The 26,779-nt window shown below is 66.5% G+C and carries 15 protein-coding genes and 1 tRNA gene; 9 read left to right on the forward strand and 7 right to left on the reverse strand.

What is annotated here, in order from left to right; all coding sequences use genetic code 11:
- Positions 1-9: 9 nt before the first annotated feature.
- From VGJ96_10200 to VGJ96_10210, 3 genes are all read right to left on the reverse strand, one after another.
- Positions 10-1,917 (reverse strand): APC family permease, encoded by a 1,908-nt coding sequence (locus VGJ96_10200; protein HEY3287474.1) that lies wholly within the window; start codon positions 1,915-1,917, stop codon positions 10-12.
- 80 nt (positions 1,918-1,997) lie between these two features.
- Positions 1,998-3,425, reverse strand: a complete 1,428-nt coding sequence (locus VGJ96_10205) for an ATP-binding protein (protein ID HEY3287475.1) — start codon at positions 3,423-3,425, stop codon at positions 1,998-2,000.
- On the reverse strand, positions 3,412-4,251 hold the full coding sequence (locus tag VGJ96_10210; GenBank protein ID HEY3287476.1) for a response regulator: 840 nt from the start codon (positions 4,249-4,251) through the stop codon (positions 3,412-3,414). Before VGJ96_10210 ends, VGJ96_10205 begins: the two co-directional genes overlap by 14 nt.
- Before the next feature lie 63 nt (positions 4,252-4,314).
- Here VGJ96_10210 and VGJ96_10215 point away from each other — a divergent pair, with 63 nt between their 5' ends.
- The 3 genes from VGJ96_10215 to VGJ96_10225 all read left to right on the forward strand — a co-directional run bounded on the left by VGJ96_10215 (position 4,315) and on the right by VGJ96_10225 (position 10,320).
- On the forward strand, positions 4,315-4,674 hold the full coding sequence (locus VGJ96_10215; GenBank protein HEY3287477.1) for a hypothetical protein: 360 nt from the start codon (positions 4,315-4,317) through the stop codon (positions 4,672-4,674).
- 80 nt (positions 4,675-4,754) lie between these two features.
- Positions 4,755-8,732, forward strand: coding sequence for an amino acid adenylation domain-containing protein (locus VGJ96_10220; protein ID HEY3287478.1), 3,978 nt, complete (start codon positions 4,755-4,757; stop codon positions 8,730-8,732).
- Between the two features lies 1 nt (position 8,733).
- The gene (locus VGJ96_10225) at positions 8,734-10,320 is read left to right on the forward strand and encodes a glycosyltransferase family 39 protein (protein ID HEY3287479.1); all 1,587 of its coding nucleotides are present in this window, start codon (positions 8,734-8,736) and stop codon (positions 10,318-10,320) included.
- Between the two features lie 143 nt (positions 10,321-10,463).
- On the opposite strand, the gene VGJ96_10230 is transcribed toward VGJ96_10225, so the two are convergent.
- Positions 10,464-10,535, reverse strand: a tRNA-Cys gene (locus VGJ96_10230).
- 201 nt (positions 10,536-10,736) lie between these two features.
- On the opposite strand from VGJ96_10230, the gene VGJ96_10235 reads away from it, so the two are divergent.
- Positions 10,737-13,823 (forward strand): hypothetical protein, encoded by a 3,087-nt coding sequence (locus tag VGJ96_10235; protein ID HEY3287480.1) that lies wholly within the window; start codon positions 10,737-10,739, stop codon positions 13,821-13,823.
- The gene (locus VGJ96_10240) at positions 13,820-15,223 is read left to right on the forward strand and encodes a DASS family sodium-coupled anion symporter (GenBank protein ID HEY3287481.1); all 1,404 of its coding nucleotides are present in this window, start codon (positions 13,820-13,822) and stop codon (positions 15,221-15,223) included. Before VGJ96_10235 ends, VGJ96_10240 begins: the two co-directional genes overlap by 4 nt.
- Positions 15,224-15,238: 15 nt before the next feature.
- Here the strand turns inward: VGJ96_10240 and VGJ96_10245 are convergent, their stop codons facing one another.
- The 3 genes from VGJ96_10245 to VGJ96_10255 are packed head-to-tail and all read right to left on the reverse strand — an operon-like array spanning position 15,239 to position 21,330.
- Positions 15,239-16,390, reverse strand: coding sequence for an aldose epimerase family protein (locus VGJ96_10245; protein HEY3287482.1), 1,152 nt, complete (start codon positions 16,388-16,390; stop codon positions 15,239-15,241).
- 19 nt (positions 16,391-16,409) lie between these two features.
- Positions 16,410-19,241, reverse strand: coding sequence for a hypothetical protein (locus VGJ96_10250; GenBank protein ID HEY3287483.1), 2,832 nt, complete (start codon positions 19,239-19,241; stop codon positions 16,410-16,412).
- Between the two features lie 52 nt (positions 19,242-19,293).
- Positions 19,294-21,330 (reverse strand): beta-L-arabinofuranosidase domain-containing protein, encoded by a 2,037-nt coding sequence (locus VGJ96_10255; protein ID HEY3287484.1) that lies wholly within the window; start codon positions 21,328-21,330, stop codon positions 19,294-19,296.
- A gap of 329 nt (positions 21,331-21,659) precedes the next feature.
- Between VGJ96_10255 and VGJ96_10260 the strand changes: the two genes are divergently transcribed.
- The 4 genes from VGJ96_10260 to VGJ96_10275 are packed head-to-tail and all read left to right on the forward strand — an operon-like array spanning position 21,660 to position 26,773.
- Positions 21,660-22,904 carry an HlyD family efflux transporter periplasmic adaptor subunit gene (locus tag VGJ96_10260; protein HEY3287485.1) on the forward strand — a complete coding sequence of 415 codons (1,245 nt, stop codon included), beginning with the start codon at positions 21,660-21,662 and terminating at the stop codon, positions 22,902-22,904.
- A 23-nt stretch (positions 22,905-22,927) separates the two neighbouring features.
- A complete protein-coding gene (locus tag VGJ96_10265) occupies positions 22,928-23,641 on the forward strand; it encodes an ABC transporter ATP-binding protein (protein HEY3287486.1) in 714 nt (237 codons plus the stop codon).
- The gene (locus VGJ96_10270; GenBank protein ID HEY3287487.1) at positions 23,629-26,064 is read left to right on the forward strand and encodes an ABC transporter permease; all 2,436 of its coding nucleotides are present in this window, start codon (positions 23,629-23,631) and stop codon (positions 26,062-26,064) included. The genes VGJ96_10265 and VGJ96_10270 overlap by 13 nt, the downstream gene beginning before the upstream one ends.
- Positions 26,054-26,773 carry a hypothetical protein gene (locus VGJ96_10275; GenBank protein ID HEY3287488.1) on the forward strand — a complete coding sequence of 240 codons (720 nt, stop codon included), beginning with the start codon at positions 26,054-26,056 and terminating at the stop codon, positions 26,771-26,773. Before VGJ96_10270 ends, VGJ96_10275 begins: the two co-directional genes overlap by 11 nt.
- Positions 26,774-26,779: the final 6 nt, after the last annotated feature.

Consider the following 26,779-nt stretch of genomic DNA (forward strand, 5'->3'; position numbering starts at 1 on the left):
GCGCGTCGTTCACGCCACCATTTCATCAAAGTTCGCCAGGTCCTGCAGCCGCGCGGCGTGACCCACCAGGTACGGCACTGCCGTCACCACCACGTGCGGCTTGAACATGAATGCCGTGCGGATGAACAGCGACGTCTTGTTGTGCAGCAGGTGCTCCCACCAGTGCCGCGGGACGATTTCCGGCACGACAATCGTGACCAGGTCGGTCTCGCCACGCATGGACAGTCCCTGCACGTAATCGACGATTGGGCGCAGCACCGATCGGAACGGCGACCGGATGACGATGAGCGGCACGCCGATGTCCCACGCCTCCCACGCCGCCACGAGTTTGGCCGTGTTCGCGTCGTCTACCTCCACATAGACCGCGCGCACGTCCTCCGAGATGGTCGTGGCGTAGACGAGTGATCCCGCCGTCGGCTTCGAAATGCCGTTGACCGGAACGATCACCGTGTGGTGCAGGAACATCAGCGGTGCCTGCCCGGTGTACGCCAGCTCCGCCGAGAAGCGTTCATAGTGACGGTGGATCCCCCGCAGCAGCAGGATGATCAGCGGGATGATGAGCACCACGATCCAGGCGCCGTGCGTGAACTTCGTCGCCACCTGCACCACCGTGACGAGCGCGGTCGCCACCGCGCCGAGGCCGTTGAGCGACGCTTTCCAGCGCCATCCGGGTTCACGGCACCTGAACCAGTGCATCACCATTCCCGTCTGCGACAGCGTGAAGCAGACAAAGACGCCGATCGCGTACAACGGAATCAGCGCGCTTGTCTCGCCGGCGAACATCCAGACAAGCAGGATCGCCATCAGCGCCAGCACGATGATGCCGTTGGAGAAGGCCAGCCGGTCACCGCGCGCCGCGAACTGGCGCGGCATGTAGCCGTCGGTGGCGAGGATACTGGCGAGGCGCGGAAAGTCGGCGAAGGCGGTGTTGGCCGCGAGCACAAGGACCGCAAAGGTTGCGTATTGCAGCGCATAATAGAGCGCGCCTCCCCCAAACACCTGCCGGCCGATCTGCGACAGCACGGTCTCGGTCTCGCTCGGCATCACGCCGTAGTGCCGCGCGAGGTAGCTCGTCCCGATGAAGAAGGTCGCGAGGATCGCAGCCATCCACCCCAGCGTCGTCGCCGCATTACGGGCGCTCGGCTTGCGGAATGCGCCAACCCCGTTGGAAATCGCCTCGGTGCCGGTCATCGCTACGCACCCCTCGGCGAAGGCGCGCAGCAGCAGGTACGTCAGCGCAAAGCCTGCCGGAAATCCCAGCGGATGTTGCGCCGCGCTCACCGCATCCACATGCGGGGTGGTGGTCAGCGGTGCCAGGTCGTGGCCCATCACTCCGCGAATTACGCCGGTGGCGATGAGCGCCAGCATCAACGCGATGAAGAGGTACGTGGGCACGCTGAACGCAATCCCAGACTCGCGCACGCCGCGCAGGTTCACGAGCATCAGCATGACGATGGCGCTGACACCCAGCGCCACGGTATGCGGCGCGAGTTGCGGATAGGCCGACGTGATGGCCGCCACGCCGCCCGAAATCGAGACGGACACGGTCAGCACATAGTCCGTCAGCAGCGCCGCGGCGGCCACGAGCCCCGGTCCGGTGCCGAGGTTCTCCTTGGCGACCGTGTAGCTGCCACCTCCGGCCGGGTACGCAAAGATCGTCTGGCGGTACGACACGGCCACCAGCACCAGCAGGCCGACGATGATTGCCGAGATGGGAATGATGTACTGCAGCGCCACGGCGCCGAGGATCGCCAGCACGAGCAGCGTCTGTTCGGTGGCATAGGCCACGGACGAGATCGCGTCGGACGACAGCACGGCGAGCGCCGTCTTCTTGTTGAGCCGCTCGTGTTCCAGCCGGTCCGATGAGAGTGGCCGGCCGAACAGGACGCGCTTGAATTGCACGATGGGTGAGGTCACACCGCACGATGCACCGTCTGTCGTGAAGCGCGCATGAACGGCGGGAATGGAGCCGTAAAGAAACCGTGAAGACCCCGGCGCTACGGCTCCCCAGGAGCCGCTGGCGCGTCGGTCGCTGGCAGTTCGAAGGCGAACACCGCCCCACCGCCCTCACGCCCTTCGAATCTCAGCGCGCCACCCATCGACTCGGCCAACCCGCGCGCGATCGAGAGCCCCAACCCAGTCCCGCCGACGCCGGCCGCTGTCGCACGCGACCGGTAGAACGGCTCGAAGATCCGCTCTTGCTCGGCCGGTGGCACGCCTGGACCGCGGTCCATCACCGCCAGCGTGACCCGGTCGCCTTCGCGGCGGATGCACAGGTCGATGGGTGCCGTCGACGGCGAGTACTTGGCCGCATTCTCCAGCAGGTTCACCAGCACGCGCAGTGCGTCGGTAAAGACAAAGCGCCCGCTGAGGATCTCTTCCGGCCCGTCGATGGCGACCAACCGATCCTTGAGCACCGCGCGGGATTGCTGTAGTGCGGCGCCGACCAGGTCATCGATCGTCTCAATGGCGGAGGCCGGTCGCACCGCCCCCGCCTGGATGCGGGAGAATTCCAGCATGTCCCCGATCAGCGCGTTGAGCCGGTCGGCGGCCACTTCGATATCGGCGGCCGCGCGCGGGTCGCCGCCATCCGCGATCTCGTGCGCAATCCCCTTGATGCTCGTGAGCGGAGTGCGCAGGTCGTGCGACACCGAGGTGAGCAGGGCATTGCGGAGCGACTCCATCCGCTGATGCGTCTCGGCGCGCTCCGCGACTTCCGTCAGCCGCACCCGTTCGACACCGAGCGCCGCGTAGTACGCCAGCGCATCGAGCAGTCGCCGCCGTTCCGGCGTGAGGCCTATGCCGCGAGCATCCTCGATGCGCAGGGCGCCCACGGGCGTGTCGCGCACGCGCAGCGGCAGCAGCAGTTCCCGTTCGCTGTCCTGGGTCTCCGCGAGTTCTGCAGGCACCGGATGCTCGATGACCGCGCAGTATTCCACGCCGAGAATCGACTGGATCACCCCGACGATGGCACCCAGCGCGTCGCGGGCGTCGGCGGCGTTGAGCGATTCAGCCCCCAGCGCAGCCAGCCGGTCGATTTCGGTGGCGCGTGCCTGGGCATCCATCGCTTCACGGTTCGCGCGGTAAAGCAGTTGGGCGGCCACCAGGCTCGTCACCAGGAACGTCGCCAGCACCACCAGGTCCATCGGGTGGGCGATCGTGAACGTCCCGAGCGGCGGCAGGAAGAAGAAGTTCAGCAGGAGAAAGGCCGCGACCGACACCGAGATGCCAAGTGTGCGGCCGCCGGCGCTGCTTGCCCCGAGCACGACGAGCAGGAGGAGGAGCGCGACGTGCGCCTTGTCGAGGTATTCGCGACCGGCAATCATTGCCGCCGTGAGCGCCGCCAGCGCCACGAACCACGTCAGCCAGGCACGCAGTGGCGCGGGGCGGCGGACGGCAGCCGACTCTCGATCAGGGCGCGCCATCGGCATCCGGTTCGTAACGATATCCCACGCCCGGTTCTGTCTGGAGGTACCGTGGACGCATCGGGTCCCGCTCGATCTTGCGGCGCAGGTGGCCCACGTACACCCGCAAGTATTGCGGGGCGTCGCCCTCTGAGTTGCCCCACACCGCCGTGAAGAGCTGCCGGTGTGTCAGCGTCTTGCGCGGATTCTCGATGAACGTGCGCAGCAGTGCCCATTCGGTGGGCGTCAGGTGGATCACCACCTCGCCGCGCGCCACGCGGCGCAGGGCCAGGTCAACGGTCAGGTCGCCGATCGTCACCCGATCACCCGCCGTCGTCGGGCCGCCAACCTGGCTTGCGCGGCGTAATTGGGCGCGCGCACGCGCGAGGAGTTCCACGGTGCTGAACGGCTTCGTCATGTAGTCATCGGCGCCGGCGTCGAGCAGCGCCGCCTTCTCCGTGTCCTCGTGGCGCGCCGAGAGCACGATAATCGGCGCGCGACTCCAACGGCGGATTTCGCGGCAGACCGCAATGCCCGTCAGATCGGGCAAACCCAAGTCCAGAATGATCAGGGCCGGCAGTTCCGCCGCCGCAATGTCGATCCCGTCGCGTCCCGTCGCCGCCTCCAGCGCGCGCACGGCGGGTGGCGGGCCAGCGTCACCCACGGCGAGCGCCTCTGCCTTCAGTGCGTTGCGCACCACGCGGCGGATCTGCGGCTCGTCATCGATCACCAGCACGGAGAACGGCACACCATTCATCGTCGGAATGTCCAGGACAGGTGCATTGATGCTGGTGGATCTCGCGGGCTGGCGAAAGGGGCGCCGCCACGCGTCGGCGTTCTTCACCATTCGTTTATGTACGGGGCGGCGCTCTTCATGCGCAATTCACGCCCATCGTTGCACTCTGCAGCCATGCAACGCGCCAATGACGATCGCACCGCTGCCGTTTGGCGGGCCGTGTATGCACTGGTCGAGCGATGGGCTGAGCTGCCCCCCGACTCATGGCGCACGCTCATCGACGCGGAGCGCCTGGTACCCGTGACGGCTCCGATCTACGCCCCCGATGCACTCGATCAATGGGTCGTGCGCGATCTCGTCGAGACCGCGTGGTGCATGGCGACGCGCCATCAGCCGCACCGGAAGCGTGACTGGGAGCCAACGGCACGCGACGCGCTCGCGCGGCTCGCATGGCGCCTGCTCGATCCCCGTGAGGCATCCACGCCACGCGACGATGCGCGATCTCGGCGCCGGCGTCACCTCCGCACCCGGTAACACGCGTACGCGTTCATGTGCACACCCCGTCCCATTGCGAGCGGGGCGCAATATGTTTTGTGCATGCACGATACGAGTAAATGAGTCCGCCGCCTCCTGCCCTGCTGCACGATTTCTTCACGCGCTCGGCCGCGCGTTGGCCGCAGCACGTCGCCGTCGACGTTCCGCCTGGCCGTCTGCGTCCGCATCGGCATCGCACCACCTACGCGGAACTCGACCGGCAATCCAATGCCGTGGCCCATGCGCTGGCGCCATTCGTCAGGCAGGAATGCATCGTCGCCATTCTCCTGCCGCGCACCAGTGCCCAGCTGTACGCCGCCCAGATCGGCGTGATGAAGGCCGGCGCCGCCTATGCCTGCTTCGACCTCGCCTTCCCGGATGAACGGCTGCGCGACACGTTCGCCGACGCCCAGCCTGCCGCCCTGCTGACCGACGCGCTTGGACGCGCCCGCGCAATCGCTGCCGGCTTTCCAGTCGAGCGCATCCTCGACGTCGTCGACCTGTCGCATCAGCATCCGCAGCCCACGGCGCCGCCGGCGCCGGCCTGGCTTACGCCCGCCTCGCTCGCCTACGTCATCTACACGTCAGGCACGACGGGACGCCCCAAGGGCGTGATGATCGAGCACCGCTCGATCTGCAACCTGGTGCAGTCCGACATCGACGCGTTCGCGCTCACTCCGGACGATCGCGCGGTACAGGGCTCGTCGGCCGCCTACGATTCCTCGGTGGAGGAACTGTGGCTGGCCTTTGCCGCCGGCGCCACCATCGTGGTCGCCGACGAGGACACCGCGCGCCTCGGCCCCGACCTTATCGGCTGGCTGCGCGACGAACGCGTGACCGTCTTCTGCCCGCCGCCGACGTTGTTGCGCGCGACCGGATGCGAGAACCCCGCGCAGGAGCTCCCAGCGCTCCGCCTGCTGTACGTTGGCGGTGAGGCACTGCCGCAGGACGTGGCCGATCGATGGGCCCACGGCCGTTCGCTGGTGAACGGCTATGGCCCCACCGAGTGCTCGGTGACCTGCTCGCGTGCGCATATCACCGTCGGCGCGCCGGTCACCATCGGCATCCCGATCCACAACGTGCAGGCGTGGATCGTTGACGAGTCGCTCGAGCCCGTCCCCGATGGCGTGCCGGGAGAGCTGGTCTTTGGCGGCGCTTGCCTCGCACGCGGCTACTGGAATCAGCCGGACCTCACCGCACAGCGCTTTTCGCATCACCCGACGCTCGGCCGCATCTATCGCACCGGTGACAGTGCCCAGCGGGAAGCGGATGGCACGCTCATCTATCATGGACGGCTCGACGCGCAGGTGAAGTTGCGGGGATATCGCGTGGAGTTGGGCGCCATCGAGGCCGCGCTTGTCGCCTGCGACGGCGTGCGGGAGGCCGCCTGCACCGTACAGGAGAGTGATGGCCGCCAGACGCTGGTCGCCTTCATCGTTCCCGAGATGATGGTGCCGGTGCCCAGTGCCGCCGAGTTGCAGGACGCGCTGCGGACGGTGTTGCCCCCATATATGGTGCCGTCGCACATCGCGCCGGTGGCCGCGCTCCCCACATCGATTGGCGGCAAACTTGACCGGCGCGCCCTGCCGCGCCTCGATGGCACGCCCGCCGGTGGCGAAGGCGTCGCACCGGACGATCCGCTCGAGTTCGCCATCGCCGAGGCCGTTCGGCACGTGCTGCGCATGGCGCAGTATCCCGATGTGTCCGCCGACTATTTCACAGCACTCGGCGGCGACTCGCTCAGCGCCGCGGAATTGGTCACGCGCCTGCGCAATGACCCGCGCACCAACGTGCTCGATGTGCGCGATGTGTACGAGGGGCGCACGGTGACGGCGCTCGCCGATCGGGTACGCGCACGGGCACCCCGGCAGACGGATGCGCCCGTCAGCGAGACGACCTTGGCGCTCGACGCACCGGTCCTCGGCCTCACGGTACGACAGACGCTGGCCCTGATCCGTTCGCTGCTGGTCGGATCCGCGGCCCTCTGGCTGGTCGCCTTCAAACTGCTGCCAGCAGTCGTGCGCGCCATCGGCGTGGTACCCACGGTGATTCTCGCCCCACCGGCGGCGCTGATCGCCGTCTTGGCATGGGCACCCATCGCCGTGGCGCTTGCCGTCTCCACCAAGCGCCGGCTTATCGGCACTTACACCCCTGGGCGCGTGCGCGTGTGGAGCGCGGCATTCTTGCCGCACTGGCTGGTGCAGCAGGCCGTGAAGTCGATTCCGTGGTGGATTCTCGAAGGCACCGAGTTCCAGGTGATGGCCCTGCGGGCGCTCGGCGCGCGCATCGGCCGGCGCGTGCATATCCACCGCGGCGTCGTGCTCCTGCGCGGTGGGTGGGACCTGCTGGAGATCGGCGACGATGTCACCCTCTCGCAGGATGCGGCCGTCCGCATTGCCGAACTCGACGCCGGCCACCTTGTCTATTCGACTGTGCGCCTGGGCAATGACGTAACGCTGGGCGTGCATTCGGGCGTCGGCGCCGGCTGCGTGATGGAAGCAGGTTCCATGCTCGCCGACAACGCTTCGCTGGACGATTGCACCACAGTCCCGGCGGGTGAACGGTGGGATGGCATCCCCGCACAGCGCGCTGGACGCGCGCCGGATGCGCCTCCAGTGGATCGTGCGCGCGATCTCTCGTCGCTGACGTACGCCCTCCATCTCTATCATACTCGCATTGCGCTCGCCCTGATCTTCGCGCTCCCGCTTGGCCTGTTCTCGTGGATGGCCATGCGCCGGTGGTTCATGGGCGACGAGCAGGTGCTGGAGTGGCTGCTGAGCGGCGTGTTCAGCTTTCAAGTCGTTGTGGTCGTCGCTCTTCTCATCGCCGTCGCCATTCCGATGCGCCTCGTGCTCAGCGCGCTGGCCTGCCGGGCGCTGGGGCGCGCGCCGGATGTCCCCGTCTCCCGCTACAGCCCTACGTACGTGCGCCTCTGGCTCAAGCCGTTGCTCGTGGACAACGCGAGCAAGTGGCTCTACGGCACGCTCTTCTGGCCATTCTGGCTGCGACTGGCCGGTGCGCGAGTCGGCCGCGACTGCGAGATCAGTTCGCTCATCGATACCGTTCCCGAATCCATCACGATCGGTCAGAAGAACTTCTTCGCCGACGGCATCTATATCGGGTTCCCGCGCGTGCATCGCGGCACGGTCACGGTGGCACACACGACCTTCGGCAACTCCACGTTCTTCGGCAACGGCGTGATCGTGCGCGGTGGCCTTGCGATGCCAGATGACGTGCTGCTCGGTATCTGCACGGTCGCCGAGCCGTCCACGATGCACGCCGGAACTGCGTGGTTCGGGCATCCCGCCTTTGCGCTGCCGCATCGCGAAGTGGTCGAGTACGACGCCCAGTTCACGTTCGACCCCACGCCGTGGCGCTACGCCGTGCGCATCTTCTGGGAACTGGCGCGTTTCGTCGTGCCGACGCTGCTCGTCGTCGCGCTGCTCGCGTGGTATGCGCTGGTGAGCGCGTGGTCGGCAGTGCCGTGGCCGCTTTTCTTCCTGGCAGCGCTACCCGCCGCCACGCTGTTTTGCGGGGCGGCCTTCACGGCGATGGTGGTGCTCGCCAAGTGGTCGTTGCTCGGAAAGGTCCAGCCGGCGATGCATCCGCTGTGGTCGAGTTGGGCGTCTCGCTGGGATTTGATGTGCCTCGCCTGGCACATCTGTGCCGGACCGCTGGTGTCGCAGCTCGATGGCACGCTCCTGCTCAATGCCCTGCTGCGGGTAACCGGCGTGAAAGTCGGCCGTCGCGTGGTGTTGGGCTCCGGTTTCGCCGAGGACCTGCCCGACCCCGACATGCTCACGTTCGAGGATGGGTGTACGGTGGACTGTCTGTTCCAGGCACACACCTTCGAGGATCGCGTGCTCAAGATGGACCGCATCGCGATTCGGCGGGGCGCGACGGTCGGCAATAACGCGGTGCTCCTCTACGGTGCCGACATCGGCGTTGGCGCGCGGGTCACGCCGCACAGCGTCGTGCTCAAGCACGAACACTTGCAGGCGGGCCTGCGATATGCAGGGTTCCCCACCCGTCCCGTGTTCTCCTCCAGTGCCGCCTGAAATGTCCGCGTCTCCGTCGGCCGTCAGACACGGCGCGCCGGACGCAGTTGCCGACTTCGCGCGCCCGGATCTCGCGGTTCGTCCACTCGCGGTCATCCTGGCACTGACGCTCGTCGTGCACCTGGTGGCGACGGCCATCACGCCGTACGAACTGCACCGTGATGAGTTCCTGTACCTGGCGATGGGGCGCCACCTCCAGCTGTGGCGCATGGACTTCCCGCCCGGCATCGCGATTCTCGCCGAGTGTGTGCGGGCCCTGCTGGGTGACTCGCTCTTCGCGGTGCGGCTTACCCCAGCGCTCGCCGGGACGGCGCTGGTGGCGTTAGCCGCCGTCTTGGCGCGTGAACTCAACGGTGGGCGGCAGGCACAGGTCTTCGCGGCGGTGCTGACCCTCTGCAACGTGCTCTTCATGCGGGCGGCAAGCCTCTTCCAGCCCGTCGTGTTCGATCAACTCTGGTGGAGCGTGGCGTTTGTCGCGTTGGCACGCATTGCGCGCACGCCTTCGCCGCGCTGGTGGATGCTGCTCGGCGCCGCCGGCGGCTTCGGGTTGCTGAACAAATGGAGCATTCTCTTCATTGGCGCCGGCATGCTCTCCGGAATGCTGCTGACGCCGCAACGGCGCGCGCTGCTCACTCCGTGGCCGTATGCGGCGCTGCTGCTCGCATTGGTGATTGGCGCGCCAAGTATCGCGGGGCAGATCGCGCTTGACTGGCCATTGCGCGCCCAGATGGCGGGGCTGCAGGAAGCGCAACTCGGCCGTATCGGCATCGCCGAATACGCCGGGGTCCAGCTGCTCTTCAGCCCGTTCGGCTTTATCGTCGCGACTATTGGTCTGGTGGCGCTGCTGCGGTCCGACGCGTTCCGCCCGTATCGCGTGATCGGTGTGGCCTGCGCGACAACCTGGTTGTTGTTGCTCGCGTTGCAGGGCAAGTCGTACTACGTCGGCCCCATTTTTCCGGTCTTGTTTGCGGCCGGAGCGGCATTCATAGAACGCGTCGAGCGTGCACCGTGGCACGTCGCGTTGCGACGCACGCTGGTCACTGGGTGCGTGCTCTGGGGCGTCGTGACCCTGCCGCTTGGCTTGCCGATTCTCCCACCGGCCCAGATGGCCGCATACGCCGCGCATCTCGGCACCCGCGCCGCCACGACCACCAATTCCGGCACCATCCTGCAGTTGCCGCAGGACTACGCCGACATGCGCGGATGGGAAGCCAAGGTGCGTGAGGTCGCGCGCGTCTATCAAAGTCTCTCGCCTCAGGAGCAACGAGACGTCGTGATTCTCGCAAGCAACTATGGCCGGGCCGGCGCCATCGATTTCTACGGTCCGCGTTATGGACTCCCCCGCGCCGTCTGTCCGTGCGGCACCTACTGGCAGTTCGGTCCCGGTGACAAGTCAGGCAACGTCATCTTGGCAGTCGGCATCGATCCCCAGCGACTGCGCGAGGCCGCCGATTCGGTCGCCCTGGTTGCCACCGTTCGCGAGCCGTGGGGGGTGGAGGAGGAACGCGAAGTCCCCATCAGCGTCGTGCGCGGCACGCGCCGCTCGTTGCAGTCTGTCTGGCCCGAACTCGGCCCCGGATACCGATAGCCCGCGCGTGCCGGAAGAAACGCAGAGCGCCCGGACGATCCCTGGTCCCGGCGCTCTGTTGTTTCTCTGTTGTTTCTCTGTTGTTTCTCTGTTGTTTCTCTGTTGTTTCTCTGTTGTTTCTCTGTTGTCTCTCTGCAGTTAAGAGGCGCCGGTCGGAATCGAACCGACGAATGAGAGATTTGCAGTCTCCTGCCTTACCACTTGGCTACGGCGCCCTCTGAGAGGAAAGGTAGCCACCCGTGGCCCCTCAATTCAACCAATTGCCCCCCGCACCCCGCACCACACCCTGTCTCCCGCACCTTGCACCCCACCGTGCCCGTGCCCCTGCACCACCCCTTGTTCCCTGTCCCCTGCACCCCCAATCAAGCATCTTTGCCCGTTCAGCCGTATCTCCGCAGACCCACCCCGGAGCCCCTATGCTGCGCCACCTCGCTCTCTTGGCCTTCCCCGTCGCCCTCTCGGCCCAGATCCCTGCCAAGCCACTGCCGATGGCTACGCCGGGCGACGCCTCCCTCTTCCAGCATCTGCGGTACCGGAACGTCGGTCCCGCTCGCGGCGGGCGCGTCACCACCGTCACCGGCGTCCCGTCCCAGCCCCATACGTTCTATATGGGATCCACCGGCGGTGGCGTGTGGCGCACCACCGACGCGGGACAGAACTGGACCAACATCTCCGACCGCTTCTTCGCGGTCGGTTCGATGGGCGCGGTCGAGGTCTCGCTCTCGAACCCCGACATCATCTACGTGGGCACGGGCTCCGATGGCCTTCGGTCGAACGTCTCCATCGGCAACGGCGTCTACAAGTCCACCGATGCGGGAAAGACGTGGCAACACGTCGGTCTAACAGCCGTCGGCAACATCGGTGGCATTCGCGTCCATCCGACGAACCCCGACATCGCCTTCGTCGCCGCCATCGGCAATCCGTTCAAGCCGACCAACGAGCGCGGTGTCTATCGCACCACCGACGGCGGGAAGACCTGGCAGCGCGTGCTCTACGTTTCCGACTCCACCGGCGCGGTGGATGTCGAGTTCCAGCCCGGCAACCCGAGTACGCTCTACGCCTCGATGTGGCGCGGCGAACGGAAACCGTGGACCATCATCTCTGGCGCGCGCGAGGGGGGCTTCTACAAGTCCACCGACGGCGGCACCACGTGGAAGAAGGTCACCACGGGCCTCCCCAACGGCCTCGTCGGGAAGTCCAACATCGCCGTCACCGCCGCCGACCCCAACGTCGTCTGGCTCCTGATGGAAGCCAAGCCCGGCGGCGGCCTTTATCGCTCCACCGACGCCGGCGAGTCGTTTACGCTCGCCAGCGACTACGGCCAGCTGATCACGCGCCCCTTCTACTACACCAACATCACGGCGAACTCCAAGGACGCGAATACGGTCTGGGTCGGCACCGAGGGATTCTACCAGACCACCGATGCCGGCAAGACGTGGCGCACGCTCAACACGCCGCACGGCGACAATCACGACCTGTGGGTCAATCCCAGCAACCCGCAGATCATGGTGCAAAGCAACGACGGCGGTGCCACCGTCTCGCTGAACGGCGGCCGTACCTGGTCGACGATCTATAACCAGCCCACCGCCGAGATCTACCAGGTCTACGCGGACAACCGTTTCCCGTATCGCCTGTACGGCGCGCAGCAGGACAACAGCACGCTCATCGTCCCGTCGCTCCCGCTGTCGTCGGGGCGTCCGGATTCGCCGATGCAGGAATGGCGCACCGGCCCCGGTTGCGAAACGGGCCCGCTCTTCCCGCACCCCACCAACGCCGACACGGTCTACGGCTCCTGCAAGGGACAGTTCTCGCGCCTGCGTGTCAGCAGTGGCTCCGAAAAGCAGTACTGGGTCGGCGCCCAGTCGCTGTATGGCAATGCCTCCAAGGATCTCATCTATCGTTTCCAGCGCGTTTCGCCGATGGAGTTCTCGCCCCACGATGCGCGGGTCCTCTACTACGGCTCGCAGTACCTGCACCGCACTCGCGACGAAGGCGTGACGTGGGAGACCATCTCACCCGACCTCACCGCCAATCCGCCGGAACTTCGCGGCCACTACAGCGGCGAGCCGATCACCGTAGACGGCACCGGCGAGGAGATGTACTCCACCCTCTACGCAATCCGCGAGTCGGCGCTCGAGCGTGGCGTCATCTGGACCGGCGCCAATGACGGCCCGTTCTACATCACACGCGACGACGGCAAGACCTGGAAAAATATCACGCCCAAGGACCAGCCAAAGGGCTGCCGCGTCCAGAACATCGACCCGTCGCCGCATCGCCGTGGTTCCGCCTACTATGCGGTCTACTGCTACCTACTCGGCGATTTCCGCCCCTTCATCTGGCGCACCGACGACTACGGCGCGTCGTGGAAGCGGCTCACCGATGGTGCCAATGGCATCGCCGCCAATGAACCCACGCGCGTCGTCCGCGAGGATCCGAAGCGTGAAGGTTTGCTCTACGCCGGAACCGAATTCGGGATGTACGTCTCGTTCGACAACGGCGCTACGTGGAAGTCGTTTCAGCAGAACCTTCCGCACACGCCTATCACCGATATGAAGGTCCACCAGAACGACCTTGTCATCTCCACGCAGGGACGCGCGTTCTGGATCCTCGACAACCTCACGGCCCTGCACCAGCTCGCGGCCAACACCACGGCCGCGGTGAAGCTCTTCGCGCCGCGTGACGCCATCCGCGCACGCTACGCCGGCAGCTTCGGCGGCGTCGAGAGCACGCGCGATGCGAGCGCTGACCCGCAGTATCCGCCGGCGGGCGCCATGATCGATTACTACCTCCCTGCTTCCTACACAGGGCCCGTCACGCTCGACTTCCTCGACGCCAAGGGCAACGTCGTCCGCACGTATACCGCCTCTGACGCCGCGCCGGCCCCCGCCGCGGGTGGTCGCTTCGGCGGCGGCGCGCCCCGCCTCACAAACAACGCCGGCATGAACCGCTTCATCTGGGATCTCACCACCAACGGCCCCTGGACGGCAGGTGGCGCCAGCGGCTTTGCACGCGGTGGCGGCGGACCGACGGTCGTCCCGGGCAAGTACGCGGTCCGGCTGACCGCCGGTATGGTCGTCACTCAGCCGCTGACGGTGAAGATCGACCCGCGCTCTGCCGCCGATGGTATCACCGTGGCCGACCTGCAGGTGCAGTACGATCACAATATCAAGGTGCGCGACCTCGTCAGCGAAGTGAACAAGCTCGTTGCCGCGCTCGACGAGACTACCAAACGCCTCGCCAATGCCAGCGGCGTGGCGGCCGACACGGCCAAGAGCGTCGCCGGCATCCGCTTCACGGTCGTGATGCCCGCCATTCGCTACAGCAAGCCCGAACTGCAGTCGCACATCCAGTACCTCTATGGCATGACCAATGGCGCTGACCAGAAGGTCGGCCGCGACGCATACACGCGCTACTCGACGCTCCGCAAGGAACTCGACGCCACGATGACGAAGGCGCGTGCTCTCCTCGGCCCGAACTTCGCGCGCGACAAGGTCGTTCCGTGAGCCATCGCGGCTTGCGATGGCTCGCCGTCCTCGGCACCGCCGCGGTGGTGATGGCGGTGCCGGTGCCCGACGGCATCACACCGCAATCCTGGCAGTTGCTCGCCATCTTTGCGGCGACGATCGTCGGCTCCATCGCGCGTCCATTGCCAGCCGGTGCCGTCGTCTTCCTCGGCGTCTGCGCCATCGCGCTCTTCCAGGTGATGCCGCCGAAGGCGGCGCTCGCAGGTTACGCCGATCCCATCGTCTGGCTTGTGCTCTGCGCCTTTTTCATGTCGCGGGGGCTCATCAAGACCGGACTGGGTCGGCGCATCGCCTTCCTATTCATCCGCGCCATCGGTCACTCGTCGCTCGGCCTGGCGTACGCGCTCGTCTCCACCGACACGCTGCTTGCGGCCTTCATTCCCAGCAGCAGCGCGCGCTCCGGCGGCGTCATCTACCCCGTGGCGCGATCGCTGGCCGAGGCGTACGACTCGCGACCTGGCGAGACGGCGAGCAAGCTCGGCGCCTTCCTGCTCTTCACCATTTATCAGGGCGATGTCCTGGCCAGCGCGATGTGGTTGACCGGCCAGGCCTCCAATGCGCTCATCGCCAAGTTCGCCTTTGATACGGCGCACGTGGAACTCAGCTATGGTCGGTGGATCCTTGGATCCATCGTGCCGGGACTCGTCCTGCTGATCCTCATCCCGCTCGTGCTTTACCGGCTCTATCCACCGACCATCAAGCACACCCCGCACGCCGCCCAGATTGCGCGCGAGGAGCTCGAGAAGATGGGGCCCATGTCGCGTGACGAACGCACCATGCTCCTGGTCTTTGGGCTCGTGGCGGGACTGTGGATGACGACGACCTTGCACCACATCAACTATGCGGTCGTCGGCCTGCTTGGCATCTCGGTGCTCGTCCTCGCCAACCTGCTCACGTGGGACGACGTCATTGGCGAGCGCCCGGCGTGGGACGTCTTTATATGGTATGGCGGCCTGGTGCGCATGGCCGAAGCGCTGGGCGAGACCGGGCTCACGCGGAAGTTTGCCGAATCATCCGCCGCGATGACCACCGGCTGGGCGTGGGGAGCCGCGCTGGCGGTGCTGCTCTTTGTCTACTTCTACGCGCACTACGGATTTGCGAGCATCACCGCGCACGTGACCGCGATGTTCACGCCATTCCTTGTCGTGGTGCTGGCCGCCGGCGCGCCGGCGCTGCTCGCCGTGCTGCTCCTCGCCTACCTTTCCAACCTCAGTGCATCGCTCACGCACTACGGCACCACGCCCGCACCGATCTACTTCGGCTCTCGCTACATCAGCCAGCGCGATTGGTGGCTCTACGGACTCATCATCTCGTTCCTGTCGATCGGTGTCTTCGCAACCGTTGGCCTGGCGTGGTGGAAGCTGCTGGGGTGGTGGTAGGCAGTAGCACCCACCCTACTCGACCCTGAACGTCCACACCGTCTTCGACCGGAACGTCTCTCCCGGCCGAAGAATCGTGCTCGGGAACGTCTTCTGGTTCGGTGAGTCCGGGAAGTGCTGTGTCTCAAGGCACATCCCCGTCCGGTGCTGGTACACGACGCCGCCTTTCCCCGTCAGTGTGCCGTCGAGAAAGTTGCCTGAGTAGAACTGCACGCCCGGTTCGGTCGTGCGCACCTCGAGCGTGCGACCGGTCGACGGCTCCTTGAGCACCGCGGCCAACGTCAGTCCCGTGTCCGATCGTGAGAGCACGAAGTTGTGATCGTATCCGCCACCGTATTTCAATTGCTGGTGGTCGGCGCCGATCCGTTCGCCGATCGCGTGTGGCGCCGTAAAGTCGAATGGCGTTCCCGCCACCGGTGCCAATTCTCCGGTTGGAATGAGCGTCGAATCCACCGGCGTGAAGCGATCGGCGTTCAGCGTCAGCACGTGGGCCAGGATATCGCCCTTCCCGGCCAGGTTGAAATACGAGTGCTGCGTCAGGTTCACTGGCGTGGCCTTGTCCGTCGTCGCCTCGTAGCCGATCTCAACTTCGTTGTTGTCGGTGAGCGTGTACGTGACGGTCGCGTCGAGGTTTCCTGGGTACCCCTCTTCGCCGTCCTTGCTCAGGTAGCGGAACTTGATGCCCACGCCGTGGGCAGACCGCACCGTGTCGGCGCTCCACACCACCTTGTCGAACCCCTTCAGGCCGCCGTGCAACGCGTTGGGTCCGTTGTTCACCGCCAGCGTGTATGTCTTGCCGTCGAGCGCGAACTTCCCCTTCGCAATTCGGTTGCCGTAGCGGCCGACGACCGCGCCAAAGTACGGCGATGACTTCACGTAGCCTGCCAGCGAATCGTAGCCGAGGACCACGTCGCCGAGCTGACCGGTGCGATCCGGCACCCTGAGCGACACGATGATCGCGCCGTACGTCATCGCGCGCAGCTCCACGCCGTGCGCGTTCGTCAGCGTGATCAGGTCCACCGCCTCACCACCCGGTGCCGTTCCGAAGGGTGCTCGTGTCATCGCCGCGACACCCGCGGCCTGTTCGCCGGCCCGTCCGCACGCGGCGAGCGCCAGCAGGAGTGGGACAAGAGCGCGGCGCATCCCGCGATGGGTGGCGTTGAGCATAGGTGGGTCCTCTGGACCGTCATGGGGCGTTGTCACGAAGCACAAAGAGCACGGTGGGATCAATGGGGTAGCGGCCGAAACGCGCGCCGTAGATGGCAAGTCCGCCCGGGAGTGCGTCGCTCACTTCCAGGCGAATGACAATCTCGCCCGTTCGTTCGGATGCCGCGATGGAAGCCGCCTTGAGCGGGACACGGAGCAGCTCCCCGTATGATCCCGCTTCGTGCAGTGTCCGGTCGTACGGCTGCGCATGCCAGCTGAGGATGCCGCGTGAATCGGCCGGATCGTCGGCGAGCTCGCGCTGCCCCGCAATCTCCCCGTTCACGCGCACGGTAACCGCGCTCGGGTACTTGTACGCGCTGGTCATCGGGTAGCTGTTCTTGTTCGCGCTGCGATCGTGGAAGCCGCCGCCGCGCATGTAGTCGCCGCCACCCGCAGCCGTGGTGTCACGATCCTTGCCGTTCAGCCGCTTGGCCGACGCCTCGACGAGGAACGTGGCGCTCGCCACATCGCTCGCCTTCAGTCCTGCCGGCCACGGCAGGCGATACTCCACATACCCGCTCCCGGTGCCGTTGTATTTCTTGTCGAGCACCGTCCACTGCTTGACCGACCATCGACCATCCGCCATCGCCGTAGCACCAATGCTCGCCGTGCGCACACGGCGGCCATCTGCCATCACCCCGCTTGCCGGTACTGCACCCGCCACGATAAAGCTCGTGAAGTTGCGATGCAGCACCGTCCCCGCCGCATCCTCCAGTCGCACGGCCAGCACCGCAACGCTCGGCTCGCTTGGCATCGTCACCGTCAGTGGTGCCAGTGGCGTGGACATCCACGGGCGGTAGGGCACGCGCCTCGTGTATGTCCCGTACACTTTCCGCTCGCCGTAGGCGTTCCATCCATACAGTTCGGCCCGCAGCATCAGCGTGTCGCCGAACGCAGCGCTGCCGCTCAGGAACGATGCGTAGAGCGGCACGTCCACGTGCACGCCGGCAGCCACGTCGTGGCTCAGCAGCGAGTCCCCTACCGCGATGTAGAGCGACGCGTGCAGGTCGCGCAGTGACATCCCTGGCACCAGATCGCCCAGCCCCGTTTCCTTCCACGTGCGGTCGAAGCGCCAGTAGCCGTTCCATTCGTTGATGACGTCGTGGTGCTCGGTGTACAGCCAGCCGCTCACCTTCGGAAAGCGACGGAAGGCGTCAATGGCCCGGTGATAGTCCCAGCTCCAGTCCACGTCGCCCGTACTGCCGTTGTAGCCCCAGACGTTCCCGAACTCCGAGTTCAGCATCGGCTGCGTGCCTTGCGTGAACCCCGGCATGAAATGAAACGGCGATCCCGCGTACGTGCTGTCACTCAGCCGCTGCACGTACCTTGCCCAGCGCCACCCCGGCAGGTATTCGTGCCAGCTGTTCAGGTCGGTCTCGGTGTGCCCCATCCCGCAGCAGATCGAGTTGTCCTCGATGAGCCGCGTCGGGTCGAGCGATTTCGCCAAGCGATAGACGCTCGCCACCTTGCGTTGTGTTTCTGGCAGGTAGCGGTCGCGATCGCCAACCTTGGTGTGCAGGCCCCAGGTTTCGTTGAACATCACGTATGAGAAAACCGCGGGATGGTTGTAGTCGCGGTCGATCATCCCGCGCAGGGCGAACTCGTGCTCGCGGAAGGCCGCGGAATCCGGCGGGCCCCACCAGTTGGGAACGTCCGCCATGATCAGCACGCCCAGCTTGTCGGCCCAGTAGAGCTTGCGCGGCGCCTCGATCTTGATGTGCTCACGAAGGCCGTTGAGCCCGATTTGCCGCGCCATCAGGATTTCGTTGCGCAGCGCGCTGTCGGTCGGGAATGTGTAGAAGCCGTCGGGATGGTACGCCTGGTCGAGCGCCAGTTGCAGGTAGACCGGCTCGCCGTTCAGCGCCACGTACGGAATGTCCGTCCCGGGGAGCTTCGTCACGCCAAGCGTCCGCATTCCGAAGTACGTCTCTACCCGATCTTCGTGAAACTCCGTTCCCGTGCACCCCACCGTGCCCGTGCCCGTGCACCCAACAGTCACTGTCACGCCATAAAGGAACGGGTCCTCGAGTGACCACCTTCGTGCACCCGACATCGCCACATCGACGTGCGCCGTTGTCGCTCCCTTTGCGATGCGCGTGGTCACCTCGGCTCGCTCCGGCCGGCTCGCGAACGCCAGCCGCAACGTAAGGTCGCGCGGCGCCGCTTCGTGCAATCGCACATCCATCCCGACGCCAGCCAGGTCCGCGCGCGGCGTAAAGTGCACCGCGTCAATCGGCGTGCTCCCGCGCGCCTCCAGATAGACCGTCTGCCACATTCCGCGCGCTTTGCCATACCCTTGCTTGCCTTCGAGCTTGAACGGATGGGGCGTGTCGTCCACTCGCACGGTGAGTCGCTGTACCGTACCTGGCTTCGCCTGCGCCGTCACCTCCACCGAGAACGGCGTGTATCCACCCTGATGCTCGCCGACTTGCTTGCCGTCCAGCCAGACTGTCGTGCGCCAGTCCGAGGCCCCGAACACCACGACCAGTCGGCGTCCCTTCCACGACGATGGAACCGTTATCGCGCGTGAGTACCACCCGATGTCCGCTGAGTCTGGCACGCCCGACAGTGTCGATCCCCACGAGAACGGCACCACGATTTCGCGCGTTCCGGGAAGCGTCCCCGTCGCCCACCCGGCGCGCTCACCACCGTTGGACGCATCAAAGGCAAATCGCCATCGGCCGTTCAGGTTCACCCACTCGGCCCGCGCAAAATCCGGGCGCGGATGCTCCGGCAGCGGAATCGCCGCGCCAGGCCCCTGCCCCTCAAGCGCGGCGGCAGCAAGCGTGAGAAAGAGTGAAACCAGCTTCATGAAGTGCTCCATTGCAGTGCAACGTCTGCCGTCTTCCGTCCACCGTCTTCCGTCACCCTCTGACTCTCGGGAATTCGGTGATGCGAATATTTGTGCATCCATACGGAATCAACTCCACCGTCTCGACCGGCTCCAGGCTCAGCCGCTTCGACGCGTCTGCCCATTCCGCATCGGTGGACGAGATCTCCGATGCCCACCCGCGTGAGATGCCCCAACTCGGAATGCGCCTCGCCGAGACGCGTGCCACGACACCCGCCCCCTCCGGCGAGAACGGAATGTCCCCGATCGGCTTCTCCGCAAACGTCAGCCCGACCGGTGTGCCCTTCTCGACCACGATGCCGTAGTTCCAGGGCGTCGCCGGCCGAACTTCCCAGTCGCCATGCGGCAGTTCGCGATGTGGCTTGTCCGCGTTGATGCGCGTCCACTCCTCGCCGACACGCAGCGAGTACACCAGCGGTCCGCGCTCGATCGCCACGTGGTCGTTGTAGCGCACCGCCATCGTGGGCCGCATCGGAAAGCGCAGGGTGATCGTGGTGCTCCCGCGCCACTCGCGCTCCACCCGATGGAAAGTTCCCGGCTTTGCGTTCGCCACCAGCGCCCCATCCACCTTGACCGTCGCCCCGTTGGCCCACCCCGGAATGCGCAGGAGCACCGGGAACCGCGCTGCCTTCTCCGTGGTGACGGTGATGGTGACCGTTTCGCGGAACGGATACTCCGTCTCACAGACGATCTCTGTCTTCTGCCCTCCGCCATCCGCCATCACTCTGCACGGCGCGTAGGCGACGGCAGCGAAGCCGCCTTCAGCGCAGCGCATCCACAGATGCGCCGCGAACTTCGGCCATCCCTGGTGCATGTTCGACGTGCAACAGCCGTAGTTGGGCTCGAGCCCATAGAGATTCGACGACGGCCCGTTCGACGACCACCCGTGATCGGGATTCACGGTGCACTGCACCTGGTTCACCTGCTGGTCGTACTGATGCGCCCACATGTCCGGCTTCATCGTCGCCGGCAGCGCGTTGAACGCCACGCGTTCCAGCCGGTCGGCGAAGTATGGATCGCCGAAGACCGAGACGAGCGTCTCGAGCGAGTACATGAACTCCACCACCGAACACAACTCCGTTCCCTGCACCGGGTTCTTTCCCGAGAGCGTCTCGTCGCCCGAGAACATCCCGTTCGCCTGTCCGTGGTAGCGGTCGAGAAAGTCGATCATCTTCCGTGGCCACGCCCGATCATTGGCGCGTTGGTCAAGGCGCCAGCTGAGCGCCGCGGCCTTCGGCGACATCCCCGCGTTCACCACGTGCTTGGTCCACTTCCACAGGCCCCGGCGCGGCGTCGGCACCTTCATGTCGTCGGTCGCGTAGAGTGCCTCGAAGTCCACGCCCTGGGCGCGCAGCTTGCGCGCGAGGTCGAGGAGCCACGGCTCGTGTGTGCGCTCATAGACGTAGTACGTCGCAATCACCCCCTCGAACCAGCGCGTGCGCCCCCAATCGAAGAGGGGCGTGCGGTCGAGGCCGGTGGAGAGCGCGCGCAGGCTGCGCGTCACCGCCTCGAGGACGCGTGCGTCGCCGGTGGCCTCGTGGTACTGCACCAGCACCTTGTTGGCGAGCAGGATGGCCCACATGTCGTAGCGTTTGGCCACCGCATCTTCCGGGTAGACGTGGTACCAGCCGTCTGCGCGCTGATGCTCGACGATATACGAGACGTACTTCGTGATGCGCGCCTTCAGGGCGGCATCGTCGAGAAGCCACGCCAGCGGAATCGCGCCATCCAGCCAATAGGGCGCGCGCTCCCATCCCTCGGCGTTGCCGCCAAACCACTGGCTTTGTGCCACATCCGGCCAGAACTCGTCGAGGTGTCCGCTCAGGCCGTCGGCCTGGATGCGCAACTGGCGCGCAAGCCACCCACGGGGACGAATGGTGCCGAGTGGCAGTGGCGTATAGGCAAGTGCGGCCAGGGCCGGACGCGGGTCGGTGCGTTGCTTCGAGCCCTGCTGATCCGACCCGGCGGCATGCGCTAGCTCAAGCCCCGAGGCCGCGATGACGGTGGCGGCGACGCCAGATAGAAAGTCCCTTCGGTCAATCTCGCTCACCCTGCCTCTCCTGTTCTTGCGTGTTCGAACAGTGGCTGCCGACAACGTCCGGTCATTCGACGGACATGTGACCCCGGAAACTTGGTGCACAACGGGCGCAACCTGAAGCGGCATCGAAACCGTCTGCGTCCTTCGGGTGCAGAAACGCGCGACGGATTCGCGATGCGTCCGCTTCCGAAATTTTGCGTCCCACAACCGGACGCTGATCGCTTTGAGCAGGCGGTGGCACCAAATGCTAAGGCGTTGAACATGCACCACTTAACAAGTTCGCACGCTCTGGTACGCTTCGTGCCTTTCTCACGGATGACTCACCGAATGAGGAGTAACCCGTGGACATCGCCCGACCTGCCAGAAATTCCAAGAAGCGCCGCGTGGCGATCGCGGTTGGCGTTGTTGCGCTGGTGGTCGTCACCGCCGTGCTCTCACGAATCGGTCCAGCCGCTCCAGCGGTGGAGAGCTCCGCCCTGATGATCGATACGGTCCGACTCGGACCGATGCTGCGCGCCGTCCACGGAACGGGATCGCTGCAGCCCGAACGCATCCGCTACGTCTCGGCCGTGACCGCTGGGCGGGTGGAGCGCGTCAACTATCGCGGCGGCGCGGCAGTCTCCGCGCGCGCCGTCCTCCTGGAACTCACCAATCCGGACGTTCAACTCCAAGCGCTCGAGGCCCAGCGCGCGCTGGCCGCCGCCGAAGCTGAGTTGCTCCAGCTCCGCACCACGCTCGAGTCCAGCCGGTTGAATCAGGGCGCGACCGTCGCGACCATTCGGGCACAGCAGCAGCAGGCCGAGCGCGAGTCGGTCGCCACCGAGGCGCTCGCCGGCCGGAACCTGGTGTCGCCACACGAACTGGCACGCAGTCGTGACAACGCCACCCAGTTCACCGCTCGGCTCGAGGCGGAACAGGCCCGCCTGCGTCTGATGTCGCAGGCGGTCGATTCGCAGGTGGCGCTGCAACGCACGCAGGTGGAGCGCATGCGCGCGATCGCCCAGTTCCAGCAGGAGCGCGTGCGCTCCATGGTCGTCACGGCCGTGGTGGATGGCGTCGTGCAGGACCTCGACTTGCAGCCGGGGCAGTGGGTCATCTCCGGCCAGCAGCTGGCACGCATCGTCGAACCCGGACGGCTGAAGGCGGTCATCCGCATCCCCGAGACGCAGGCGCGCGATGTCGTCATCGGTCAGTCGGCCAGCGTTGACACGCGCAATGGCGTCGTCGCGGGCCGGGTGGCGCGCGTTGACCCCGCGTCACAGGGCGGTACGGTTTCCGTCGACATTGCCTTCGACGGCGCCCTCCCGCGCGGCGCCCGCCCCGATCTCTCGGTCGAGGGAACCGTCGAACTCGAACGCCTCTCCAAGGTGCTGTACGTCGGTCGCCCCGCGTATGGCCAATCCGATGCCTCCGTCAGCCTCTTTCGCCTGATGCCGGACGGCAAGACCGCGGAGCGCGTTCCCGTTCGACTCGGGCGCGCCTCGGTCAACGCCATTGAAATCCTCCGCGGACTTCAGCCCGGCGATCGCGTCATCGTCTCCGACATGTCGCAGTGGGACAACGTCCCGCGCGTCCGCATTCGCTAACTCACGCCTCGAGCATGCCTCCAATGACCGCTCCGTCCACCACCGCCATCATCCGCCTGAACGGCATCAAGAAGGTCTTCTTCACCGATGAGGTCGAGACGCACGCGCTCGAGGGCGTGCACCTCGAGATCCGTCCGGGCGAGTACCTGGCCATCGCGGGTCCCTCCGGGTGCGGCAAGACGACCCTGCTCTCCATTCTCGGCCTGCTCGATGCGCCGAGCGAGGGCGAATACCAGCTCGGCGGACGTGAAGTGGCGAGTCTTTCCGCCACCGAGCGGGCGCGCCTGAGAAACGAGCAGATTGGGTTCATCTTCCAGGCCTTCAACCTCATCGGCGAGCTCACCGTCTACGAGAACGTCGAGCTTCCGCTCACCTACCGGAAGCTCGCCGCCGCCGATCGCAAGCGGCGCGTCGAGGCGGCGCTCGAGCGCGTCGGCATGGCGCACCGCATGCGTCACTTCCCGTCGCAGCTCTCCGGCGGTCAGCAGCAGCGTGTGGCCGTCGCCCGCGCCGTTGCGGGCGAGCCGCTCATTCTCCTCGCTGATGAACCCACCGGCAATCTCGATTCGGTGAATGGCGAGCAGGTAATGGCACTGTTGCAGGAGCTGCATCGCAGCGGCTCGACCATCTGCATGGTGACGCACGACGCGCGGTATGCCAATCACGCCGACCGTGCGGTGCACCTGTTCGACGGCCGCGTGGTGGATGAAACGCGAGGTGAAGCATGGACGCGCTGATCCAGGATGTCCGCTACGCGTGGCGTGCGCTCCGCCGTGCCCCCGGCCTGGCCGTGCTGGCGGCGCTCTGCATGGCGCTCGGCATCGGCTCCGTGACGACCGTGTACGGCACGGCGAGCGCCTTCACCTTCCGCCCGCTGCCGCAGGTGCGCGGCGCGGATCGTCTGCTTCATGTCTGGGAGTCGCCCATCAAGGCCCCGCAGCGTTACGAAGGCGTTTCTCCCGCCGCCTTCCGCGACCTCGCCACCGTGCGATCCTTTTCCGCGGTGGCGGCGGCGCGCTATTGGCAGCCAAACATCGAGGGCGCGGACCTGTCGGAGCGCGTGACGGCGGCGCAGGTCTCCGCCAATATGCTGCGCGCGCTGGGCCGCAAGCCGATCCTCGGCCGCGACTTTACCGCGGCGGACGATCAGGCGGGCGTCGAGCGCGTCATCCTGCTCGGCTACGGGCTGTGGCTGCGCCGCTTCGGCGGCGACTCGACCATCGTCGGGCACAGTGTGCGAATCAACGGCGACCCATACACCGTGGTCGGCATCTTGCCGCAGGACTTCATGTTCCCGGCCGGCGCCCAGCTGCTGACGCCGCTCGCCTACACCACGGCGGAGGCGGCCGAGCGTCGGGCGCGTTCTGCCCTGGTGCTGGCGCGTCTTCGCGATGGCGTGACGGAGGAGCAGGCCGCGGCCGAAGTATCAATGCTGGGGGCCCGGCTCGCGACCACGTACCCGGAAGCCAGTGCCGACTGGAGCTTTCGCGTGGAGGACGCGGAGTCCTTCTTCGGCAGCGGACCGCGTCCGTTCATGATCGTCCTCCTCGCCTCGGCGGCGTTCGTCCTGCTCATCGCCTGCGCCAATGCCGCAAATCTCTTGCTCGTGCGTGCAACCGGACGTCGCCGGGAGATCGCGGTGCGGCTCGCCCTCGGCGCATCGCCGCTGCGCATCGTGCGAGAAACCCTCGCCGAGAGTCTCATCATCTCGGCTCTGGGTGGCGCACTCGGATGCGTGATGGCGGTTTGGGGACTCGGCGCGCTCGGCGGCTCTGTTCCCGTCGAAGTGCAGGCGTACATCCCGGGCTTCGGTCAACTGCAGCTTGACTGGCGTGCGCTCGTCCTGACCTCCGTGGTCGCGATGGCATCGGGCCTGCTGTTCGGTATGGCACCGGCGTTCACTGCGGCGCGCGCCGATGTGCAAAGCGCCCTGCGCGATGGCGGCCGTGGCGAAACTGGCACCGGCTCCACGCGACACCTGCGCAATGCCCTCGTCGTGGTCGAGGTCGCACTGGCCTTGCAGCTCATCGTGGGCGCCACGCTGATGGTGGACACGTTCCGCCGCATAGCGCTCTCCGATCCGGGATTCCGCACCACCGGTGTGCTGACGCTCGGCGTGACGCTCCCCGAGAAGGATTATCCGTCCGACAGCGTCGTCGTCACCTACTTCGACAATCTCGAGAAGCGCGTGGCTGCCCTGCCCGGCGTCGAGGCGGCCGGCGTCACGACCGTGCTCCCCATGACGTGGACCGATCAGCGCACCGCGGTGGAAGTCGAAGGACAGCCTCTCCTGCGCAAGGAAGACGCCGTCAGCATCGGCCTGCGCCAGGTCTCCGCGTCGTATGCGGAGGCGCTGCGCATTCCGCTGGTGCGCGGCCGCGTGCTGAGCGCGTTCGATCGCGAGGATGCAACGCCGGTTGCGCTGCTCAGTGAGTCGGCCGCCAAGCGACTGTGGCCGGGACAGAGCGCAGTTGGCAAGCGCCTCCGCACCCGAGCGCTTGACGGCGACGCCGGTAGGTGGATTGAAGTCGTCGGCGTGGTGGCCGACGTTCGCGGAAATCCGCTGGCCACGCGTGACCCCGGCCCGGTCCTGTACGTTCCCGCACGCCAGTGGCCGGCGCGGTCGATGACGCTTGTCGTGCGCGCCGGCGGCGATCCGGAGGCATTGATGCCGGGCATCCGGCGCGAAATTGCCGCGCTTGACTCGCGGCTCGCCGCCGGTGAAGTCGCGACGATGCCTCGCGTGGTCGCGAGCGCGACGTCCCCGCAAAGCGCCACGGCCGGCATGCTTGCCGTCGCCGCAATCGTTGCCCTGTTGATGTCCGCAGCCGGCACTTATGGCGTGGTGGCGTACGGCGTCGCACAGCGGACGCGCGAGTTCGGGGTACGCATCGCCCTCGGTGCCGCCCCGGCCGACATCGTCAGGCTGGTGCTGCGGCAGTCGGCGACCCTTGCCGTCGCGGGCGTCGTGCTTGGTGTTGGCGGTGCCCTCCTGCTCTCGCGTGGCATGCAGGAGATCCTGTACGAGACCGATCCCCGGAACCCCGCCGTGATTGGCGCCGTCGCGCTTGCGCTCGGCCTCATCACGCTGATGGCGGCGTGGATTCCCGCGCGTCGCGTGGTGCGCATCTCACCCCTGGAGGCGCTCCGTGCCGATTGACGTGCACAGGAACCGCCATTCCTTCGTCACCACGATGTGCGTGGCCGCATTGGCGCTGGCCGTTCCGCAGCCCGGCATCGGTCAGGGGCCCGCCACCAAATCCGATTCCATCGTTCCGGCCCCAGCCACCACCACGGACGACGGGTGGTATCCCGAAGGGTTCGTGCGGATTCGCGGGAAGCGGTATTCGCTGCTGGTCGGCGTCACCTATACGTGGTTCATGGATGGAGCCGCTCGCGTCCGGTTCGGCCAGGGCACTTGGTCGCCATCGTTTGAACTCTACCGGCCGCAACGGCGCGGGTATGCACCGATTTTCGAATTGAACGACTCGCGCATCGCGTCCGCGGATTCGACGGCGCGCATCTTCGCCGTCAGCGCCGGCGTCCGGTATCGCCCGGTGGATGCCGAGCGGTCGCGCGCCCTCGTGCTGTACGTCGGTGTCGCCGCAGGTCCGCGGGTGGTCCGCCTCTCCGGGTTCGAGCGAACCACGGTGCCCGGCGCGAGCGTGCAGCTGGGCGTGGAAGTCCTGCGCACGGCGCGCCTCACCGTCAGGTATGAAGCACTCCCGACCGTGCACCGATCGCGCCTGTCCGCGCTGACGATTGGAACCGCGTTGCGGCTGCCGCCGTATGGCAGGCGTGGCTCGCGCACCGCGTCGCGCGACCAGCCGCACGCGGCGACTTGCGCGGCTGTCGGGTGCGCGAGATGATCACTG

The sequence above is a fragment of the Gemmatimonadaceae bacterium genome (assembly GCA_036504815.1).
In the GTDB taxonomy this organism is placed as follows: Bacteria; Gemmatimonadota; Gemmatimonadetes; order Gemmatimonadales; family Gemmatimonadaceae; genus PNKL01.

Coding starts and splice junctions, on each gene's coding strand:
- VGJ96_10245 (HEY3287482.1), bottom strand. CDS start 16,390: ATGCTCAACGCCACCCATCGCGGGATGCGCCGCGCTCTTGTCCCACTC.
- VGJ96_10265 (HEY3287486.1), top strand. CDS start 22,928: ATGACCGCTCCGTCCACCACCGCCATCATCCGCCTGAACGGCATCAAG.
- VGJ96_10205 (HEY3287475.1), bottom strand. CDS start 3,425: ATGGCGCGCCCTGATCGAGAGTCGGCTGCCGTCCGCCGCCCCGCGCCA.
- VGJ96_10250 (HEY3287483.1), bottom strand. CDS start 19,241: ATGAAGCTGGTTTCACTCTTTCTCACGCTTGCTGCCGCCGCGCTTGAG.
- VGJ96_10270 (HEY3287487.1), top strand. CDS start 23,629: ATGGACGCGCTGATCCAGGATGTCCGCTACGCGTGGCGTGCGCTCCGC.
- VGJ96_10235 (HEY3287480.1), top strand. CDS start 10,737: ATGCTGCGCCACCTCGCTCTCTTGGCCTTCCCCGTCGCCCTCTCGGCC.
- VGJ96_10215 (HEY3287477.1), top strand. CDS start 4,315: ATGCAACGCGCCAATGACGATCGCACCGCTGCCGTTTGGCGGGCCGTG.
- VGJ96_10225 (HEY3287479.1), top strand. CDS start 8,734: ATGTCCGCGTCTCCGTCGGCCGTCAGACACGGCGCGCCGGACGCAGTT.
- VGJ96_10210 (HEY3287476.1), bottom strand. CDS start 4,251: ATGGTGAAGAACGCCGACGCGTGGCGGCGCCCCTTTCGCCAGCCCGCG.
- VGJ96_10220 (HEY3287478.1), top strand. CDS start 4,755: ATGAGTCCGCCGCCTCCTGCCCTGCTGCACGATTTCTTCACGCGCTCG.